Source organism: Mesorhizobium sp. M1403, from assembly GCF_040317695.1.
Classification (GTDB): domain Bacteria; phylum Pseudomonadota; class Alphaproteobacteria; order Rhizobiales; family Rhizobiaceae; genus Mesorhizobium.
Genome location: NZ_JAMYKY010000004.1, coordinates 311,939 through 328,966 on the forward strand (window position 1 = coordinate 311,939; position 17,028 = coordinate 328,966).

The window sequence follows — 17,028 nt, forward strand, 5'->3', positions numbered from 1 at the left end:
CCCCAAAACCGGGCCCACTTTTGGGCGACATGCATGACGCTCGACACCGAGCCTGATCTTTCGGATTTTTCGCGGATCGACTTTTCCAACGGCGCTGTTGTGGCCGTGTCCGGCGGCAGCGACTCGACCGCCCTTCTCCTCCTCCTCAAAGCCCATCTCGACCGTACCGCACCGGCAACGAAATTGCTGGCGGTGACGATCGATCACCAATTGCGGCCGCAAGCGGCAGCGGAAGCGCAAGCCGTGGCCAGGCTGTGCGCGGCGCGCGGCATTGCCCATCGCATCGTCGTCTGGTCGGGGCACAAACCAGCGACCGGCCTGCCCGCCGCCGCGCGCGAAGCCCGATACCGGCTGCTCGCCGAGGCCGCCGAAGCGGCAGGCGTCGGGCTGATCCTGACCGGCCACACCGCCGACGACCAGGCCGAGACCGTGCTGATGCGGCAAGCGCGTGACGAGGTGCCAAGTGAGGAGAGGCCGCGGGGCCTTGCCGGCATGGCGCCGGCAACCCTCTACGACTGGCGGTACTGGATCGTGCGGCCACTGCTCGGCGTGCGGCGTGCGGAGCTGCGCAAATTCCTCCGGCGCGAACAGGTCGCCTGGATCGAAGATCCGACCAATGCCGACACTGCTTTCGAGCGGCCGCGCGTCCGCGCGGCACTTGTTGAAGGCAACGATGCGCTTCGCATGGCTGAAACGATGGCGCTGGCCAGAAAGGCGGCGGTCGAGCGTGAGCAGTTAGGACAGCGCGCGGCCATGCTGATCCGCGGCTTGGCCTCCAGGCCGGCCGCCGGCCTCGTCCGCCTCGATCAGGATTTTGCGACGGTCGCCGACCGCCGGGCGGCTATTTATGCGCTGCGCATCCTGCTGGCGGCGACCGGCGGTACCACCTTCCTTCCCGACCAGGCCCGCGGCGAAGCCCTTTTCGGCCGGCTCCGGGCCGGGCCGCTTTGTGCCACATTGTCGCGGAGCGTGGTCGATGCCCGGCGTACCGGCATCTTTCTGCATCGTGAGTTGCGCGATCTGCCGCCCGCTGTTGCGGTTTCCGACAATGCCCTTTGGGACGGCCGCAGACGGATCACATTGAGCGACAGTTCAGGTGCATTGTTGATCGCGCCGCTGTTGGTTGCCCCGCTCGGGGTGGCTCTTGCCGCAAAGCGGGCAATTGCCGGGCATGGCACGCCGGCAAGCCTTGTGCGTGCCGCCTTGGCTGCCGAACCAGCGCTATGGCGGGATGGCGAATGCCTTGGTCTGCCTGGGCAAGGCCCGGGTTTGCCTGAGGAAAGCCCGATGCCGGCGGCGGTCGCCGCATATCCGGCAGTCGCGCCCTTCGCCCGTTTCCTGCCGTCCTTCGATCTGGCGCCGGCCGATGCCGTCGCCGCGTTGCTTGGCGCGGCGCCGGTTCCAGCCGCGCCATTCGGCGGCCACAGTGCCGGCCTACCACGGGCGAAAGCTTAACCGAGACCTGCTGTTATGCTTGGCAAGGGGAGACGCTCTCCCTATGTTAGGGCCAAGTTTCCTCTCACGACGTGCGTCCGCCCAGCGGGCGCCAACGGGACAATTGATGAATCCAAATTATCGCAACCTCGCGCTCTGGGCGATCATAGCGGTCCTGCTCATCGCTCTCTTCAATCTTTTCCAGACGCCGCAGACGCGTGGAGCCTCGAGCGATGTCCCCTATTCGCAGTTCCTACAGGAGGTCGCGGCGGGACGGATCAAGTCGGTGACCATCGCCGGCGCCCGTATCTCCGGCAACTACACGGACAGCTCCAACGGCTTCCAGACCTATTCGCCTGGGGACCCGTCGCTGGTTTCGCGGTTGCAGGACAAGAACGTCACCATTAATGCGCGTCCTGAATCCGACGGCTCCAATTCGCTGTTCGGCACCCTGATCTCCTGGCTGCCGATGATCCTCATCCTCGGCGTCTGGATATTCTTCATGCGCCAGATGCAGTCCGGTTCCGGCCGCGCCATGGGCTTCGGCAAGTCGAAGGCGAAGCTGTTGACCGAAGCGCATGGCCGCGTCACCTTCCAGGACGTCGCCGGGGTCGACGAAGCCAAGGAAGATCTGGAAGAGATCGTCGAGTTCCTGCGCGACCCGCAGAAATTCCAGCGGCTCGGCGGCAAGATCCCGCGCGGCGTGCTGCTCGTCGGTCCTCCCGGAACCGGCAAGACGCTGCTCGCCCGCTCGGTCGCCGGTGAAGCCAACGTGCCGTTCTTCACCATTTCCGGCTCGGACTTCGTCGAGATGTTCGTCGGCGTCGGCGCAAGCCGCGTCCGCGACATGTTCGACCAGGCCAAGAAGAACGCCCCTTGCATCATCTTCATCGACGAAATCGACGCCGTCGGCCGCCATCGCGGTGCCGGCCTCGGCGGCGGCAATGACGAGCGCGAGCAGACGCTGAACCAGCTGCTGGTCGAGATGGATGGCTTCGAATCCAACGAAAGCATCATCCTGATCGCCGCCACCAACCGGCCCGACGTGCTCGATCCGGCGCTGCTCAGGCCGGGCCGCTTCGATCGCCAGGTGGTGGTGCCGAATCCCGACATCGTCGGCCGCGAGAAGATCCTGAAGGTGCATGTGCGCAACGTGCCGCTGGCGCCCAATGTCGACCTCAAGGTGATCGCACGCGGCACGCCGGGCTTTTCCGGCGCCGACCTGATGAACCTGGTCAACGAGTCCGCCCTGATGGCGGCGCGGCGCAACAAACGCCTCGTCACCATGGCCGAATTCGAGGACGCCAAGGACAAGATCATGATGGGCGCCGAGCGCCGCTCGTCGGCGATGACGCAGGCTGAGAAGGAGCTGACAGCCTATCACGAGGCCGGCCACGCCATCCTGGCGCTCAATGTGCCGTCGGCCGATCCGCTGCACAAGGCGACCATCATCCCGCGCGGCCGGGCACTCGGCATGGTCATGCAGCTGCCGGAAGGCGACCGCTATTCGATGAGCTACAAATACATGATCTCGCGCCTCGCCATCATGATGGGCGGCCGTGTCGCCGAGGAGTTCAAGTTCGGCAAGGAGAACATCACCTCAGGCGCCTCCTCCGATATCGAGCAGGCGACCAAGCTGGCGCGCGCCATGGTGACGCGCTGGGGCTTCTCCGACAAGCTCGGCCATGTCGCCTATGGCGACAACCAGGAGGAGGTGTTCCTCGGCCATTCGGTGGCGCGCACGCAGAATATCTCGGAAGAGACGGCGCAGATCATCGACGCCGAAGTGCGCCGGCTGATCGACGAGGCCTATTCGACGGCAAGGTCCATCCTGACCAAGAAGAAGAAGGAATGGATCGCGCTGGCGCAAGGCCTGCTCGAATACGAGACGCTGTCCGGCGAGGAGATCAAGCAGCTGATCGCCGGCAATAAGCCCGCACGCGACCTCGGCGACGACACACCGCCGAGCCGCGGCTCGGCCGTGCCGAAGTCCGGCCGCCGCAAGAAGGGCCCCGAGCCCGAAGGCGGTATGGAACCCCAGCCGTCAAGCTAGGCTCCGGCCCAGGAGAGATCGACTTCGAAACGCCGCGGCTCTGACCGCGGCGTTTTTCTTTGGGGAATGCGACCCTCCCTGCATCGCTGGAAATTGGCGAAAGTGACGATGACGGCCAATCTCCCCCCTCGCGGGGGAGATGTCCGGCAGGACAGAGAGGGGCGCGAAGGAACGCGGCCTTCTATCGTCCTCGTTGACGACTTCGGGAAGATCGACAAGGCGCGCCGGTGAAGGAAATTCGCAGTTTTTTGCCGACGGCGCCACATTTTGTTCTTGCTTTGTGCCGGCAGCTATGCTACTAACTCGCGTATGGTGCCAATTGGCTCCGACGACCCGCCCGCCGAGGCGGGTTTTTTGTTTCAGGCTCCTTCGACCAAACGTGGCGCGTGCTGCCGACCATCGATGTCGGCGGGACAGCGCCCCTCTCTGTCCTGCCGGGTCCTGCCGGACATCTCCCCCCACGAGGGGGGAGATCGCTAGAGCGGCGGCCGACTGCGCGCGGATGCCGCCTCTTCGGAACGCGCGGCAGCATGCAGCAACAAAAAAGCCCGCGAACCTTGCGGCTCGCGGGCTCATGTCGTCGGATGATGGCGCTGGTCAGCTCTTCAGCTTGGCGTTGCAGAGGCTGTAGAAGCCGCCGCCCTTCTGGATCCACCTGAGGCCGCCCAGCGTGTTGGCGTCCTTGTTGGCGTAATACAGGTCGAGGCAGGTGTGCATGCGGCCCTTGGCCGGGGTCTCGGTAGCGTATTTCTTGGAGATCGCCGTCGGGAATTTCACGCCCTGGGGGGCGGTGATGGTCGGCGCTTGCGGATCGCCGGTGTACTTCGCATCGGGAGCCGGCAGGGTGTCGTCGTCGTCGGCTGCGCCGGCGCCGCATTGGCTCTTGCGGAAGTCGTTCCACTTCATGCCGTTCAAAGTATTGCCGGACTTGGCGGCCTGATATTTGGCGCTGCAATCAGCCATGCTGAGGCCTTTGCCGGTATCGGTCGCGGCAGCTGTCGTCGCCTTGGCAGGTGCCGCGGCAGGTTGTGCCGCTGCAGTTGCGCCGGCGGCGCATTCACTCTTGCGGAAATCGTTCCATTTCATGCCGTTGAGCGTGCCGGCAGCCTTGGCGGCCTGGTATTTGGTGCTGCATTCCTTGGCCGTCAGGCCCGGCGCAGCGTCGTCGGCGGTGGCTGCCGCAGCCTTGGTCGTGGCGGCGGGTTGTGCGGCTGCCGTCGCGTCGGCGGCGCACTGGGTCTTGCGGAAATCGTTCCACTTCATGCCGTTCAGCGTGCCGGCGGCTTTTGCCGCCTGGTACTTGGTGCTGCACTCCTTCGCCGTCAGCCCAGGCGCCGCATCGTCGCCGGCGGCTGCCTTGGTGGTGTCGGCGGCCTTGGCCGTGGCTTTGGCTGGGGCGGGATCGGTCGTAGCGGCGGTGGCATCGGTGCCGCATTGGGCCTTGCGGAACTGGTTCCAGTTCTGCCCGCCAAGCGTTCCCGCATCCTTGGCCGCGTTATACTTGGTGCTGCACTCGGCCATGGTCAGCGCATTGGCAGGCGCCGCCAGGAATAAGGTCGCGACGGCAAGGCCCGTCAAAGTGGCAAGTCGATGGATGAGCATGCGTTTTCTCCCTATGGCGGTTCATGATATGTCCCAGTGCAGCAATAGCGCTCAACGGCTGGTTGCGCCAGATGCTAAGTAGCGTAGAGACAATTTAGAAGTGCATTCTTTTCTTTAAGGTGATGAATTCGTTGCCGGGACTGTTTCCCAGCCAAGTTCGTCCGGGTGCATTGCACGGAGAGCGCGCATATGGCTCGTTCCCAGCGAGTACACTGCGTCGCATGACAGCCAGTCAAATCGGCGGGTGCGACGGACCTGAGCCTATCTCTGTCTGAAGCAGCGCGATGCGGATTCGGGTTCAAGGCCACACTGTCACAAACCAAAGGATCCAGATGAGGTTTGAGGTTGACGTTTCTGATGCTGCTGCCGCAACAAGGGCTCGAAACTTGAAAATCAACACATTAGCGTGACGCAAAACACACAAGACAACAATTTTCTAAGGATTGGTCGTCCATAATCATACAATGTGATGACAGAGCTCGGCCGATTTTATGGCATGAGATGCTCGGAAAGAACCATCGGGAAGCTGGCTAGCATGGCAGGACATTATTTCGGTACGGACGGCATTCGTGGGCGCGCCAACAAATTTCCAATGACGGCGGAGGTCGCCATGAGGGTCGGCATGGCCGCCGGCCTCTCGTTCCAGCGCGGCAGCCACCGCCACCGCGTCGTGCTCGGCAAGGATACCAGGCTTTCCGGCTACATGATCGAGAACGCGATGGTGTCCGGCCTGTGCGCCGCCGGCATGGATGTCTTCCTGCTCGGCCCGATCCCGACGCCGGCGGTTGCAATGCTGGTGCGCTCGCTGCGCGCCGATATAGGGGTGATGATCTCTGCCTCGCACAACCCCTATTACGACAATGGCATCAAGCTGTTCGGCCCCGATGGCTACAAGCTGTCCGATGAGATCGAGGAGCGTATCGAGGGGATGCTCGACAAGGATATCGAACTGGCGCTTGCCGATTCCGATGGGCTCGGCCGCGCCAAACGCGTCGACGGCGTGCATGACCGCTATATCGAATTCGCCAAGCGCACGCTGCCGCGCTCGATGTCGCTGTCGGGCCTGCGCATCGTCGTCGATTGCGCCAATGGCGCCGCCTACAAGGTGGCGCCCGACGCGCTGTGGGAACTCGGCGCCGAGGTCGTTGCCATCAATGTCGAGCCCAACGGCTTCAACATCAACAAGGAATGCGGCTCGACCCATCCGGCCGGCCTGCAAAAGAAGGTGCACGAGGTGCGCGCCGATATCGGCATAGCGCTCGACGGCGATGCCGACCGCGTCGTCATTGTCGACGAGAACGGCGCGATCGTCGATGGCGACCAGATCATGGCGCTGATCGCCGAATCCTGGCACCAGAGCGGGCGGCTGGCCGGCGGCGGGGTCGTCTCGACGGTGATGTCCAATCTCGGCCTCGAACGCTTCCTCGGCGACATGAACCTGCAGTTGCATCGCACCAAGGTCGGCGACCGCTATGTCGTCGAGCACATGCGTGCCCATGGGCTCAATGTCGGTGGCGAACAGTCGGGCCACATCGTGCTGTCCGATTTCTCGACTACCGGCGACGGCCTCGTCTCGGCGCTCCAGGTGCTCGCCTGCATCAAGCGGCAGAACCGGCCGGTCAGCGAATTGTCGAAGAAGTTCGAGCCGGTGCCGCAGCTGTTGAAGAACGTGCATATTTCCGGCGGCAAGCCGCTGGAGGAGGCGCCGGTCAAGGCGGCGATCGAAGATGCGCGCCATCGCCTCGGCAAGGCCGGGCGCTTGGTCATCCGGCCATCCGGAACGGAGCCGCTCATCCGTGTCATGGCGGAGGGCGACGACCCGCAGCTTGTCGAGTCCGTGGTCAACGACATAGTCGAGGTCATTTCGGAAACGCGCAGCGCCGCCTGATCTCCTCCAACATCAGTTCAAAAGCCCGCCTTGCCGGCGGGCTTTTTGTTGGATCGCCTGTCAGTCCTGCAACAGCAACGGTCGCCAGAATCCTCGAATTTTAGAGATTCTTGGTTAATCGATACGGTTAAACGCCTTTTAACCTTTCCGATTCATTATCCACAACTGAGGTCAATCACATTTCGGGCGCGTTCGCCGTTCGAGGGTTCTCAGGGGTGATAAGAATGTTCAACACAGCAAGAATGGCTCTCCTGGCCGCGCTGTTTGCCGGCGTCGGGCCGGCATTCGCCGCCGATTTCGTCGAGCCGCCCGTGGTCGAGGAGGCGCCGCCACCGATCGCCTACGAGCCGCCGGCCGAGTATGGCGGCTGGTATATCCGCGGCGATATCGACTATCACTGGTCGAAGTTTCGTGGCGGCGACTATATCACCTATGGACCGCCTCCCGGAACCGGCACTTTTGACAGCGGCAAGCTGAAGAGTGCCTTCTCGGCCGGTGCCGGCATCGGCTATCAAATCGACCGGCACTTCCGCACCGACTTGACCGCGGACTGGATGAGCAAATCCACCTTCCGCGGCTCGACCAGCGGCATCTGCCTCGATGGAGATCCCTGTACTTCCGTCGATACCTCGTCCTATACGGCGCTGCTGCTGCTCGCCAACGCCTATGTCGATATCGGCACATGGCACGGTATCACGCCCTATGTCGGTGCCGGCATCGGCGGTGCCTGGGTTAAGTGGGATACACTCCACAACAGCGATGAAGACGGTGAATTCTTCCACCGCGGCGGCAAGGGCTGGCGTTTTGCCTATGCTGCCATGGTTGGCGCATCCTACTGTTTGACCGATCGCGTCAAGCTCGACGTCGGCTACCGCTACAGCCATATAAACGGTGGGAAGATGTTCGACTTCGGCAGCGGCGTCGGCCCCGGCTATGACGACGGCATCAATGTTCATGAGGTGCGCGGCGGCCTGCGCTATCAGTTCGGCAGATCGGACTGCGTTGAACCGGAACCTTATGTTCCGGAACCCGAGCCCGTCTACACCAAGTAGTCACTTCGAAATCGAGGAATTTTTCGACCGCCCGGCTGATGCCGGGCGGTTTCGTTTGGCTACCTGAAGATGCTGCGACGCTCTGTGACACCGTCCAGCTCGAGGGGTGCAAACGGATTAAATCAATTGCTAACGCCTTATTATCCTTAACCCGCACTTAACCACTATGGTTAACAATGCTCCCTGAAACGGCGCGCGCGATCGCGAATGCGCCAAGTTCGGGAGCCGAGGACAATGACATTCAAATCGCCTGTAGTGCTGGCGCTTGCAGCAGTCGTCCTGATGCCGCTCACGCCGGCGCTTGGCGCCGATTACGATCCGCCGGTCTATGTCGACCAGGCGCCCGACTATGTACCGGTCGAGGTTGGCTCGGGATGGTATCTGCGCGGCGATGTCTCCTATCTGGTGCAGAAGAGCTTCAAGGATGAGGATTTCGCCTTCACGCCCGCGAGCTTCGACGAAAAGGAAGATCCCATCTTCGCCAGCATAGGCTTCGGCTACCATTTCAACGACTATCTGCGGGCCGATCTCAATGTCGGCTATCTTCCCGGCAACAAGATCGACGTCGGCTATAACGACGGAACGACGGTGGCATCGGCGACCCTGAAGAACTATGCCTTCTCAGGCATACTCAATGGCTATGTCGACCTTGGCACCTATGTCGGAATCACACCTTATCTCGGCGCTGGTATCGGTGTCGTCCAGAGCAAGCGTCGCCTCTCGGCGAGCTACTTCACGGACAACGCCAACCCCGCCGACGATTTCGTCCTGCGTGACAACAAGACCCAATACTCCTTCGCCTACACGCTGAATGCCGGCCTTGCGTACCAAGTGTCCAAGAACGTCTCAGTCGATCTGGGCTATCAGTATTTTTCCGCGCCAGACGCCGAATATGTGACTGCGGAGAGCCTGACTTCTTTTCCGATCCGCAAAGGAATCAACAATCATCAAGTCAAAGTCGGACTACGCTACGACCTCTGGTAGGCTCGATCGAAGCCGAGGCGTTAACAATGGCGGGTCGTAGGCCCGCCGTTCGCATTTTTGCCCCGGGCGCTGGCAATATCCTGACAGCGACAAAAACTTTCCCCTTGACGCCGAAAGCCTGAACGCATATCGCCGTTCGTGGGCCACCCCTCCCCAACGAGGGGCCACTATCTGGAAGGATAGACCACGATGACGACGCATACGAAGCCCGGATTCCGTCCGGCAAATCCCAATTTTTCCTCAGGTCCCTGTGCAAAACGCCCCGGCTGGTCGGTCGAGGCGCTCAAAAATGCCGCGCTCGGGCGCTCGCACCGTGCCAAGATCGGCAAGACCAAGCTCGAACAAGCGATCGAGCTGACGCGGGAAATCCTCCAGGTTCCGGCAGACTATCGCATCGGCATCGTGCCGGCCTCGGACACCGGCGCGGTCGAAATGGCGCTGTGGTCGCTGCTCGGCGAACGCGGCGTCGACATGGTCGCCTGGGAGAGCTTCGGCTCCGGCTGGGTCACCGATGTGGTCAAGCAGCTGAGGCTTGCCGATGTGCGCAGGTTAGAGGCCGACTACGGGGCACTGCCCGACCTGACCAAAATAGACTTCGACCGCGACGTGGTCTTCACCTGGAACGGCACGACGTCGGGCGTGCGCGTGCCGAACGGCGATTTCATCCCGGCCACCCGCAAGGGCCTGACCATTTGCGACGCCACTTCGGCGGCCTTTGCGCAAAAGCTCGATTTTCAGAAACTCGACGTCGTCACCTTCTCCTGGCAGAAGGTGCTGGGCGGTGAGGGCGCGCATGGCATGCTGATCCTCAGCCCGCGCGCCGTCGAACGCCTGGAAAGCTACAAGCCGGCCTGGCCACTGCCGAAGATCTTCCGCCTCACTTCCGGCGGTAAGCTGATCGAGGGCATCTTCAAGGGCGAGACTATCAACACGCCGTCGATGCTGTGCGTCGAGGACTATCTCGATGCGCTGCATTGGGCGAAGTCGATCGGCGGCCTCGATGCGCTGATCGCCCGTGCCGACGCCAATGCCGCCGTGCTCGATGGCTTTGTCCGGAAATCTTCCTGGCTCGGCCATCTTGCAGCCGACCCGGCGACGCGCTCGAACACATCGGTATGCCTTTCCTTCACCGATCCGGATGTCGCGGCACTCGACGCCGACGGACAGGCCGCGTTCGCCAAGGCAATTGTCTCGGTGCTCGACAAGGAAGGCGTCGCCTATGACATCGGCGCCTATCGCGACGCCCCGCCCGGCCTGCGCATCTGGTGCGGCGCGACGGTCGAGGCCTCCGACCTCGAGGCGCTGCTGCCTTGGCTGGACTGGGCCTTTGCCGCGCAAAAGGCGTCGCTCAAAGCGGCGGCCTGATCCCTTCCCCTCGAGGGGAGGGTGGCCCGAAGGGCCGGGTGGGGTCGCCTCCACCCGCTCAACGACACGAGCTCAACGATCCACCATCCAGAAAGATCCGGCCGCACCGACCCCACCCCGGCGCTTCGCGCCGACCCTCCCCTCAAGGAGGGACGCCAATCGCAAAGGACCAAGCCAATGCCTCGCGTTCTCGTCTCGGATAAACTTTCCACCACCGCCGTGCAGATCTTCAGGGATCGCGGCATTGACGTCGACTATTTGCCGGATCTCGGCAAGGATAAGGAAAAACTGCTCGAGGTGATCGACCAGTATGATGGGCTGGCCATCCGCTCGGCGACAAAGGTCACGGAGAAGCTGATCAACGCCGCGACCAGGCTGAAGGTCGTGGGCCGCGCCGGCATCGGCGTCGACAATGTCGACATCCCGGCGGCGAGCCGCAAGGGCATCATCGTGATGAACACGCCCTTCGGCAATTCGATCACCACTGCCGAGCATGCGATCGCCATGGTCTTCGCGCTGGCCCGCCAGATACCGGAGGCCAACGCCTCGACCCATGCCGGCAAATGGGAAAAGAACCGCTTCATGGGTGTCGAGATCACCGGCAAGACGCTGGGCATCATCGGCTGCGGCAATATTGGCTCGATCGTCGCTACGCGCGGCGTCGGCCTGAAGATGCATGTCATCGCCTTCGATCCGTTCCTGTCGGACAGCCGCGCCGAGGAGCTCGGCGTCGAAAAGGTCGAACTCGACGAGCTGTTCGCCCGCGCCGACTTCATCACGCTGCACACACCGCTCACCGACAAGACGCGCAACATCATCGATGCCGCGGCGATCGCCAAAATGAAGACCGGTGTGCGCATCATCAATTGCGCGCGTGGCGGGCTGGTCGTCGAGGCCGACCTGATCGCGGCACTGAAAAGCGGCAAGGTGGCAGGCGCCGGCATCGACGTGTTCGAGGTCGAACCGGCGGAGTATAATGAACTGTTCGGCATGGAGAATGTCGTGGCGACGCCGCATCTCGGCGCGTCGACCACCGAAGCGCAGGAGAATGTCGCCCTTCATGTCGCCGAGCAGATGTCCGACTATCTGATCAAGGGCGCCGTTTCCAACGCCATCAACATGCCGTCGATCACCGCCGAAGAGGCGCCGCGGCTGAAACCTTTCGTCAAGCTTGCCGAAGTGCTCGGCGCCTTTGTCGGCCAGGTCACCGAGGATCCAATCAAGGAGGTCGAGATACTGTTCGACGGCTCGACCGCGACGATGAACACGCGCGCGCTGATCAGCGCCACCCTTGCCGGGCTGATCCGGCCGCAGGTCTCCGACGTCAACATGGTGTCGGCGCCGATCATGGTGAAGGAGCGCGGCATCATCGTCGCCGAGGTCAAGCGCGACAAATCCGGCGTGTTCGACGGCTATATCAAGCTCACGGTCAAGACCGAGCATAGGACACGCTCGATCGCCGGCACCTGCTTCTCGGATGGCAAACCGCGCTTCATCCAGATCAAGGGCATCAATCTCGACGCCGAGGTCGGCCAGCACATGCTCTACACGACGAATGCCGATGCGCCTGGGATCATCGGCCTGCTCGGCACGGTCTGCGGCGAGAACGGCGTCAACATCGCCAATTTCCAGCTCGGCCGCAACCGGCCGGGCGGCGATGCCATCGCATTGCTCTATCTCGATGCGCCGTTCCCGGAAAAGGTGTTGGCGCAGGTGCGCTCGCACAAGTCGATCGACTCCGCCAAGCGGCTGCACTTCGACGTCGGCGCGGCCTGAAATTCGGTCGCCCCGTGTGCAGCAGCACGCGGGGCGCTTCCACGGTCGTTGATGGACCGCAGTGAAACGTCGCGGCAAGCGACTTCATTCAGCGGCGGATATCGCCGTCTTCCGTCCGCTGTATTCGGCGAGGCCGATGCCGCCGAGCACCAGCGCGAGCGCCAGCGCCTGATAGAGCTGGAATGTCTCGCCGACGATCAGCACCGACAGCAGCGTACCGAAGATCGGCACCAGGTTGATGAACAGGCCGGCCCGGTTGGCGCCGATCAGCTCGTTGCCCCTGATATAGAAGATCTGCGAAATGACCGAGGCACCGATGGCGGTATAGAACGCGACCGCCCAGCCGCGTGCATCGGGGACGATGACCTTGCCGGCGGCAATCTCCCACAGGAAGAAAGGCAGCGATGTGATGAGTGCGGCAACCGACAGCGCCAGCATCAGGCTCTGCCAGCGGATGACTGGCTTCAGCCGCAACCCCACCGAATAGAACGAGTAGCAAAGCACGGCGACCAGCATGATGGCGTCGCCGAAGTTGAGATCCAGCCTGAGAAGCTGGCGTGGATCGCCATGGCTCGCCGTCACCGCGACACCGGCGATGGTCAGCACGACGCCGATGACCTGCACGCCATTGACGCGCAGGCGAAAGAGCACAAAATTGGCGATGATGATGACGATCGGGATCGCCGCCTGCTCGATCGAGACGTTGATCGCCGTGGTGTAGTTGAGCGCCGTGTAGAAGATCGTGTTGAAGAAGGCGAAGCCGCAAGCGCCGAGCCCGCCAAGCAGCAACCAGTGCCTGCGCACCACCGGCCAATCTTGGCGCAGCGTTGCCCAGCCGATCGGCAGCAAGATCAGAACCGCCAGCAGCCAACGCAGGAAGACCAGCGTCATCGGCGAGATATGACCGACCGCCAGCTTCCCCGCCACGGAGTTGCCGCCCCACAGCAAGGTGGTGAACAGCAGGAACAGATAGGCGGCTCGATGCATCGTGAAGTCCCGGCCAGGCGGAGAGAAATGCGCGGTCGTTGCGGGCCTATTGCGGCAGCTCGCGCAAGTAAATGATGTCAAAGGCGAAAATTGTTGTGCCTCGGAGCGTTTTGGGCGGCAAAGAATGGTCGCGCTCGCCCGGTCTTGACGCTATAGAGGCCTGTCGTTTCGAACCGTTTCAAGCTGCCTGGCGCGGCATCTCAAGGGAAAAGAAGCATGGCCAATGTGGTGGTCGTCGGCTCGCAATGGGGCGATGAGGGCAAAGGCAAGATCGTCGACTGGTTGTCCGAGCGCGCCGACGTTGTCGTGCGCTTCCAGGGCGGCCACAATGCCGGCCATACGCTGGTCGTCGATGGCAAGGTCTACAAGCTGTCGCTGCTGCCGTCCGGCGTGGTGCGGCAAGGCAAGCTGTCGATCATCGGCAATGGCGTCGTCTTCGATCCGCACGCTTTCGTCGCGGAGGTGGCGAAATTGAAGGCACAGGGCGTCGAGGTGACGCCGGACCGCCTGAAAATAGCCGAAAACACCGCGCTTATCCTGTCGCTGCACCGGGAGCTGGACGGATTTCGCGAGGACGCCGCTTCCAATTCCGGAACGAAGATTGGCACGACCCGTCGCGGCATCGGTCCGGCCTACGAAGACAAGGTGGGCCGACGCGCGGTCAGGGTGATGGATTTGGCGGATTTGGAAACGCTGCCCTTGAAGGTCGACAGGCTGCTGACGCACCACAATGCGCTGCGCCGTGGGCTCGGCCATGCCGAGGTCACGCATGAGGCGATCATGAGCGAGCTGATCTCGGTCGCCGACGAGATTCTGCCCTATATGGACCGGGTCTGGAAAATCCTCGACGACAAGCGCCGCGCCGGCGAGCGCATCCTGTTCGAGGGCGCGCAAGGCACGCTGCTCGATATCGACCATGGCACCTATCCGTTCGTCACCTCCTCCAATACGGTTGCCGGCCAGGCCGCTGCTGGATCCGGTGTCGGCCCGGGCGCCATCGGCTATGTGCTCGGCATCACCAAGGCCTATACGACGCGCGTTGGCGAAGGCCCGTTTCCGACCGAACAGAAGAACGAGATCGGCGAGTTCCTGGGCACGCGCGGCCATGAATTCGGCGTCGTCACCGGCCGCAAGCGCCGCTGCGGCTGGTTCGATGCCGTGCTGGTCCGCCAGGCTGTCGCCGTCAACGGCATCAAGGGCATTGCGCTGACCAAGCTCGATGTGCTCGATGGGCTGGACGAGATCAAGGTCTGCACCGGCTACCGCCTCGACGGCGAGGCGATCGATTACCTGCCGGCCAGCCAGGGCGCGCAGGCGCGCGTCGAACCGGTCTACGAGACGCTGGAGGGGTGGAAAGGCACCACCGCCGGCGCGCGCAGCTGGAACGACCTGCCGGCCCAGGCGGTGAAGTACGTCCGCTACATCGAGGAGCTGATCGGCGCGCCGGTCGCACTCCTTTCCACCAGCCCTGAACGGGACGACACGATACTTGTGACCGATCCGTTTCAAGACTAGTTTCTCAGCCTTTCCGGGCATTGCGGCTGATTTGCGGGGGCCGGCCCAGAAACAAAATGCAGGTCGACTGAAGCATGGTAGATTTTGTTTCTGTTCTGAAAAAGACGCTCGACAATCTCGGCGAGCCGTCGGCGGAGGTGCGCGCCAGGGTCTACGACAAGGCCCGTTCGACGATTGCGAAGAAGATTGCCGAACGCGATCCACCGCTTGCGCCGTCGGACGTCGCCAGGCAGAAGCGTGCACTCGAAGATGCCATCGCAAGCATTGAGCGAGAGTATGGCAAACCGGCGCCGGCATCCGATCCGCTGGCGGAGCTGGAGGACATCTTCTCCTCCATCGACCGCAACAAGAACCAGCCCAGCCATGTCCGCCAGCCGGCCAAAACCGAGCCGGCCAAGACCGAGCCGGCAAAGACCGGGCCGGCACAGACTGGGCCGGCATGGCAGCCCACGCCCGCCAAGGCGGCGCCGAACTGGCAAAAGCCGCAGCCCGTCGCTCTTTCTCAGGAGCGCGCTGGTCCGCCGCCGTCCGACATGGATCTTCCGACAGCCGATGACCAAGACGGGGTTTTTCGGGGCGATGACTTTTCCAACGACGGCGACCCCGCGGAGGACAGGTTCCAGCGGCTCCATCCTGCCGAGCGCAGGCGCAGCTATGGCGGTGTGATTGCCGCTGCCGTCGCCTTGCTGGTCATTGCCGGTGGCGGTTACGGCATGTGGCTGAACAAGGATGCGTTCGGCAGCATGCTCGGCCTCGACGGGACCAAAACCGTCACCACCGAACCGCTGGTAAAACCAGCCCCGGCCAAGCCGGTGGCCGATGCGGCCGTACCGGCCGCCGCGCCTCCGACGGAGGCCGGCGAAGGCGCGAAGTTCACGCAGCGCCTGACGCCCGAAGGCCACGAGGTCGATCCCGGCCCCGCGGCCGGGCAGGCGGGCATCGGCGAAGGCGAATCCGTCGCCGCGCTGACCACGCCGCCGTCGGCTGCACATACGCCGACCAGCCCGGTACCCGCCGCGCCGGCACCGGCCGCGCCCGCAGACGCGCAAGCCACGGCCAATGCTCCAGCAGTCGACGAGTCCGGTGCACCAACTCCCGCAACGCCGCCCGCCAACGGAGCGGTAGCGCCGGCCGATGCTGCAGCTGCCCCGCCAGCGCCTGCAGCGGCCGCCCCACCGCCCGTGACGGCAGCGGCACCGACGGTAGTTCCGCCGGAAGCCGCGCTGGCCGTCGGCCAGAAAGCGATCTTCTACGAGGAGCGCACCAGCACCGCTCAAGGCTCGGCCGAGCCCGGCAATATCGTCTGGTCGCTGGTGCAGGAATCGCCCGGCGGCGACCTGCCGCCCGAGCCGGCGATCCGCGCCGAGGCGACCATTCCAGGCAAGGATATCCAGTTGCGCATGACGATCCGCCGCAACACCGACCAGACGCTGCCGGCCAGCCATATCATCGAGATGATCTTCCTGACGCCTGACGGCTTCGAGGGCGGCGGTGTCGACAACATCCTGCGAGTCGCCATGAAGGGCTCCGAGCAGGATGCCGGCAGTCCGCTGATCGGTATCCCGGCTAAGATCGCCGACGGTTTCTTCCTGGTTGCGCTCAACGATACCAAGGCGGATGAAGACGCCAATCTGACCTTGCTCAGGGGCCAGGACTGGATCGACGTGCCGGTCGTCTACAAGACCGGGCGGCGGGCGCTGCTCACGATGGAAAAGGGCATTCCGGGCGAGAAGGTGTTCGATGAGGCGCTGAAGGCCTGGCAAACCAAGACGGCGGGTTGAGGCCGGCTCACCAGCCCAACCCCTCCTTGGCTCAGAAGCCTTGGAACAACATGTCGATTGCGCTCACGATGTCGTCGTGATGGCGAGAAAGATTTCCTTCGGCAATGGGCAATTCAGATGTCATCAAGGCTGACATGAATTGAGTGACCATGACATGGTCCTTACCGTTGATGGTGAAGATAGGATTTAGCCGGCGGCCCGGCACCGGAGCCTTATTGGCTGGCATCAGCGGGACGACTACCTTGGTGTCGAGCCGTCCCAGAAGGTCGGACTGGAGATCGAGAAGATAACCGTCGCCTTCGGCACTCTGGTAGAAATCATAACGCGCCATCAAAACAGCCGGTGCTTGGCCAGAGGCAAGCCGTTGCGCCTGACATAGTCATTGGAACTTTCGATCGCTTCCTTGTTTTCCTCCTGCCATCGCCGGGTTTTTTCGGCCGAAATCGCCTTGGCGATACCCTCTTCTGCAGCGCGGGATATATTGATGCCCAACGCCTTGGCGTCCTCGATCAATCCGGAGTCGATCGATGTATTAACCGACTTTCTTTGGGTTTTTGGATTCGATCGAAGCATGGAGCCGCTCCCATTTAT

Annotated in this window: 13 protein-coding genes; 9 read left to right on the forward strand and 4 right to left on the reverse strand. The window is 63.0% G+C overall.

Going from position 1 to position 17,028, the window contains the following annotated elements; genetic code table 11:
- Positions 1 to 33 precede the first annotated feature (33 nt).
- Both tilS and ftsH read left to right on the forward strand, forming a co-directional pair.
- Complete coding sequence (tilS, locus tag NKH01_RS11100) at positions 34 to 1,455, forward strand: tRNA lysidine(34) synthetase TilS (protein WP_352480914.1); 1,422 nt, start codon at positions 34 to 36, stop codon at positions 1,453 to 1,455.
- A gap of 106 nt (positions 1,456 to 1,561) precedes the next feature.
- Positions 1,562 to 3,487 (forward strand): ATP-dependent zinc metalloprotease FtsH, encoded by a 1,926-nt coding sequence (gene ftsH / locus NKH01_RS11105; protein WP_023677989.1) that lies wholly within the window; start codon positions 1,562 to 1,564, stop codon positions 3,485 to 3,487.
- Between the two features lie 597 nt (positions 3,488 to 4,084).
- Here ftsH and NKH01_RS11110 read toward each other — a convergent pair.
- Positions 4,085 to 4,750 carry a hypothetical protein gene (locus NKH01_RS11110; protein WP_502896311.1) on the reverse strand — a complete coding sequence of 222 codons (666 nt, stop codon included), beginning with the start codon at positions 4,748 to 4,750 and terminating at the stop codon, positions 4,085 to 4,087.
- A gap of 874 nt (positions 4,751 to 5,624) precedes the next feature.
- Here NKH01_RS11110 and glmM point away from each other — a divergent pair.
- The 5 genes from glmM (at position 5,625) to serA (ending at position 12,154) form a co-directional block, all read left to right on the forward strand.
- Entirely contained in the window at positions 5,625 to 6,977 is a 1,353-nt protein-coding gene (gene glmM / locus NKH01_RS11115; protein WP_352494163.1) for a phosphoglucosamine mutase, read from the forward strand.
- 224 nt (positions 6,978 to 7,201) lie between these two features.
- Positions 7,202 to 8,029 (forward strand): outer membrane protein, encoded by an 828-nt coding sequence (locus NKH01_RS11120; protein WP_353020186.1) that lies wholly within the window; start codon positions 7,202 to 7,204, stop codon positions 8,027 to 8,029.
- Between the two features lie 234 nt (positions 8,030 to 8,263).
- Positions 8,264 to 9,013 (forward strand): outer membrane beta-barrel protein, encoded by a 750-nt coding sequence (locus tag NKH01_RS11125; RefSeq protein ID WP_352494165.1) that lies wholly within the window; start codon positions 8,264 to 8,266, stop codon positions 9,011 to 9,013.
- Positions 9,014 to 9,202: 189 nt separating this feature from the next.
- Complete coding sequence (locus NKH01_RS11130; protein ID WP_023719598.1) at positions 9,203 to 10,378, forward strand: phosphoserine transaminase; 1,176 nt, start codon at positions 9,203 to 9,205, stop codon at positions 10,376 to 10,378.
- A gap of 177 nt (positions 10,379 to 10,555) precedes the next feature.
- Positions 10,556 to 12,154 (forward strand): phosphoglycerate dehydrogenase, encoded by a 1,599-nt coding sequence (serA, locus tag NKH01_RS11135; RefSeq protein ID WP_023719597.1) that lies wholly within the window; start codon positions 10,556 to 10,558, stop codon positions 12,152 to 12,154.
- Positions 12,155 to 12,238: 84 nt separating this feature from the next.
- Here the strand turns inward: serA and NKH01_RS11140 are convergent, their stop codons facing one another.
- On the reverse strand, positions 12,239 to 13,141 hold the full coding sequence (locus NKH01_RS11140) for a DMT family transporter (RefSeq protein WP_352547151.1): 903 nt from the start codon (positions 13,139 to 13,141) through the stop codon (positions 12,239 to 12,241).
- A gap of 216 nt (positions 13,142 to 13,357) precedes the next feature.
- On the opposite strand from NKH01_RS11140, the gene NKH01_RS11145 reads away from it, so the two are divergent.
- Both NKH01_RS11145 and NKH01_RS11150 read left to right on the forward strand, forming a co-directional pair.
- Positions 13,358 to 14,656, forward strand: a complete 1,299-nt coding sequence (locus NKH01_RS11145) for an adenylosuccinate synthase (RefSeq protein WP_023680654.1) — start codon at positions 13,358 to 13,360, stop codon at positions 14,654 to 14,656.
- A 74-nt stretch (positions 14,657 to 14,730) separates the two neighbouring features.
- On the forward strand, positions 14,731 to 16,437 hold the full coding sequence (locus tag NKH01_RS11150; RefSeq protein ID WP_353020189.1) for a hypothetical protein: 1,707 nt from the start codon (positions 14,731 to 14,733) through the stop codon (positions 16,435 to 16,437).
- Between the two features lie 31 nt (positions 16,438 to 16,468).
- On the opposite strand, the gene NKH01_RS11155 is transcribed toward NKH01_RS11150, so the two are convergent.
- Together NKH01_RS11155 and NKH01_RS11160 are read right to left on the reverse strand one after the other, a co-directional pair.
- Positions 16,469 to 16,768 carry a CcdB family protein gene (locus NKH01_RS11155; RefSeq protein WP_353020191.1) on the reverse strand — a complete coding sequence of 100 codons (300 nt, stop codon included), beginning with the start codon at positions 16,766 to 16,768 and terminating at the stop codon, positions 16,469 to 16,471.
- Positions 16,768 to 17,010 carry a type II toxin-antitoxin system CcdA family antitoxin gene (locus tag NKH01_RS11160; protein WP_352861264.1) on the reverse strand — a complete coding sequence of 81 codons (243 nt, stop codon included), beginning with the start codon at positions 17,008 to 17,010 and terminating at the stop codon, positions 16,768 to 16,770. The genes NKH01_RS11155 and NKH01_RS11160 overlap by 1 nt, the downstream gene beginning before the upstream one ends.
- Positions 17,011 to 17,028: the final 18 nt, after the last annotated feature.

What these genes read in the sequence shown, in the direction of transcription:
- NKH01_RS11160 (WP_352861264.1), bottom strand. Translation starts at nt 17,010, where the DNA reads ATGCTTCGATCGAATCCAAAAACCCAAAGAAAGTCGGTTAATACATCG.
- NKH01_RS11125 (WP_352494165.1), top strand. Translation starts at nt 8,264, where the DNA reads ATGACATTCAAATCGCCTGTAGTGCTGGCGCTTGCAGCAGTCGTCCTG.
- NKH01_RS11110 (WP_502896311.1), bottom strand. Translation starts at nt 4,750, where the DNA reads ATGAAGTGGAACGATTTCCGCAAGACCCAGTGCGCCGCCGACGCGACG.
- NKH01_RS11150 (WP_353020189.1), top strand. Translation starts at nt 14,731, where the DNA reads ATGGTAGATTTTGTTTCTGTTCTGAAAAAGACGCTCGACAATCTCGGC.
- NKH01_RS11130 (WP_023719598.1), top strand. Translation starts at nt 9,203, where the DNA reads ATGACGACGCATACGAAGCCCGGATTCCGTCCGGCAAATCCCAATTTT.
- tilS (WP_352480914.1), top strand. Translation starts at nt 34, where the DNA reads ATGACGCTCGACACCGAGCCTGATCTTTCGGATTTTTCGCGGATCGAC.
- glmM (WP_352494163.1), top strand. Translation starts at nt 5,625, where the DNA reads ATGGCAGGACATTATTTCGGTACGGACGGCATTCGTGGGCGCGCCAAC.
- NKH01_RS11140 (WP_352547151.1), bottom strand. Translation starts at nt 13,141, where the DNA reads ATGCATCGAGCCGCCTATCTGTTCCTGCTGTTCACCACCTTGCTGTGG.
- NKH01_RS11120 (WP_353020186.1), top strand. Translation starts at nt 7,202, where the DNA reads ATGTTCAACACAGCAAGAATGGCTCTCCTGGCCGCGCTGTTTGCCGGC.
- serA (WP_023719597.1), top strand. Translation starts at nt 10,556, where the DNA reads ATGCCTCGCGTTCTCGTCTCGGATAAACTTTCCACCACCGCCGTGCAG.
- NKH01_RS11145 (WP_023680654.1), top strand. Translation starts at nt 13,358, where the DNA reads ATGGCCAATGTGGTGGTCGTCGGCTCGCAATGGGGCGATGAGGGCAAA.
- NKH01_RS11155 (WP_353020191.1), bottom strand. Translation starts at nt 16,768, where the DNA reads ATGGCGCGTTATGATTTCTACCAGAGTGCCGAAGGCGACGGTTATCTT.
- ftsH (WP_023677989.1), top strand. Translation starts at nt 1,562, where the DNA reads ATGAATCCAAATTATCGCAACCTCGCGCTCTGGGCGATCATAGCGGTC.